This window comes from Streptomyces sp. NPDC051183, from assembly GCF_040682455.1.
Taxonomy (GTDB): Bacteria; Actinomycetota; Actinomycetes; order Streptomycetales; family Streptomycetaceae; genus Streptomyces.
This window is the reverse complement of record NZ_JBFBBA010000121.1, coordinates 1-1,670: the sequence shown is the minus strand read 5'-3', so window position 1 is coordinate 1,670 and position 1,670 is coordinate 1. Positions and strand designations below refer to the sequence as shown.

1 protein-coding gene is annotated in these 1,670 nt (G+C 75.6%); it reads right to left on the bottom strand.

Annotation, left to right across the window (positions count from 1 at the left end; genetic code table 11):
* Positions 1 to 89 precede the first annotated feature (89 nt).
* Positions 90 to 1,550: a DNA polymerase IV gene (locus tag AB0M99_RS37745; protein ID WP_365928792.1), complete on the bottom strand. Its 1,461-nt coding sequence runs from the start codon at positions 1,548 to 1,550 to the stop codon at positions 90 to 92.
* Between the last annotated feature and the right edge of the window lie 120 nt (positions 1,551 to 1,670).

Sequence of the window (1,670 nt, the reverse complement as noted above, 5' to 3'; positions counted from 1 at the left end):
CCAATGCTCCGCAGTGGCTCCCTCCTCCGCCTTGCAATCCACGGCACCAGACGACCCGGGCTACCCGACCCTGATCCGCCAGACACCCCCTAGCCGCCCTCCCCCACGAGCGGCAGCGGATCGGACGGCTCCAGTTCGGGGTCGTCCACCAGGAACGTGCGGACCCGGCCCGGCTCCGAGCCGGGCCGCTCGAAGCGTACGGTCACCCGCCCGACCCCGCTGCCCTGCACCCAGCCGGGCCCGTGCACCGCGTGCAGGACGTCGCTACCCGCCGCCCAGCGCCGCTCGGGAGCCGGCTCCGGCCCTCCCGGTCCCGGATCCGCCCCCGGCCTCCCCTCGGCCCCGGCAACGGCCTCGGAGGCACCGTTCACTCCCCCGGCCGCACCGGCCCCGTCCGTCCCGACGGCCCCTTGCGAACCGTCCACCCCCTGCTCCGCCCCGAACCCTTCCCCGTCCGCCCCGGCGGCGAGCGACGACGCCGCCGCCTGGGCGAACAGGTCCTCCTGCGTGTAGTCCGCCAGCCCCGTCACCCCCACCCCCAGCAGCCGCACCCCGCCCGTGGTGTCCACCGCCTCCAGCAGCCGCGCGGCCGCCTCCCGCACCACCGCCGGGTCGTCCGTCGGCCCGCGCAGGGTCTCCGACCGGGTCAGCGTCGAGAAGTCGTACCGGCGCACCTTCAGCACGATCGTGCGCCCCGAGTGCCCTGACGCCCGCAGCCGCTGCACGCACCGCTCCGCGAGCCGCTGCACCTCGCCCCGGATCCGCACCCGGTCGTGGATGTCCACGTCGAAGGTGTCCTCGACCGACACCGACTTCGCATCGCGCTCCGCCACCACCGGCCGCTCGTCCAGCCCCAGCGCCATCCGGTAGAGCCCGACCCCGTGCGAGCGCCCGACCATCCGGACCAGCTCGTCCTCACCGGCCTCGGCGAGCTCCCCCACCGTGGTGATCCCGGCCCGCCGCAGGTGCTCCCCCGTGGCCGGCCCCACCCCCGGCAGGGTCCGTACGGACATCGGCGCGAGCAGCTCGCGCTCCGTACCCACCTCGATCAGCAGCAGCCCGTTCGGCTTGGCCTCCTCCGAGGCCACCTTGGCCAGCATCTTGGAGCCCGCCAGCCCCACCGACCCGCTGAGCCCGGTCGCGGCCCGGATGTCCGCCCTGAGCCGCTCACCGGTGGCCCGCGCGCTCTGCGCGTCGAAGGCGACCCCGCCCGCCTCCAGGTCCACGAAGGCCTCGTCCAGGCTGAGCGGCTCCACCAGCGGCGACAGCTCCCTCAGCAGGGCCATGACCACGTCGCTCACCGCCCGGTACAGGCTGAAGCGCGGGATCAGATAGGCGCCGTTCGGGCAGAGCCGCCGCGCCTGGGCCGTCGGCATCGCCGAGTGCACCCCGAACCGCCTGGCCTCGTACGAGGCGGTCGCGACGACCCCGCGCGGTCCGAGCCCGCCGACGATGACGGCCTTCCCGCGCAGGCTCGGCTTCGCCGCCTGCTCCACGGCGGCGTAGAAGGCGTCCATGTCCAGGTGCAGGATCGTCGGCGCGGCTCTCACAGCACCGATGCTGCACCACGCCACTGACAATCCCGCGGCGGGACCCGGCCCAGCCGGGGCCCGCCCCCCGGAGGCCCGAGGGGGTGTCTGGCGGATCAGGGCCGGGCCCGGCCCCGCGGA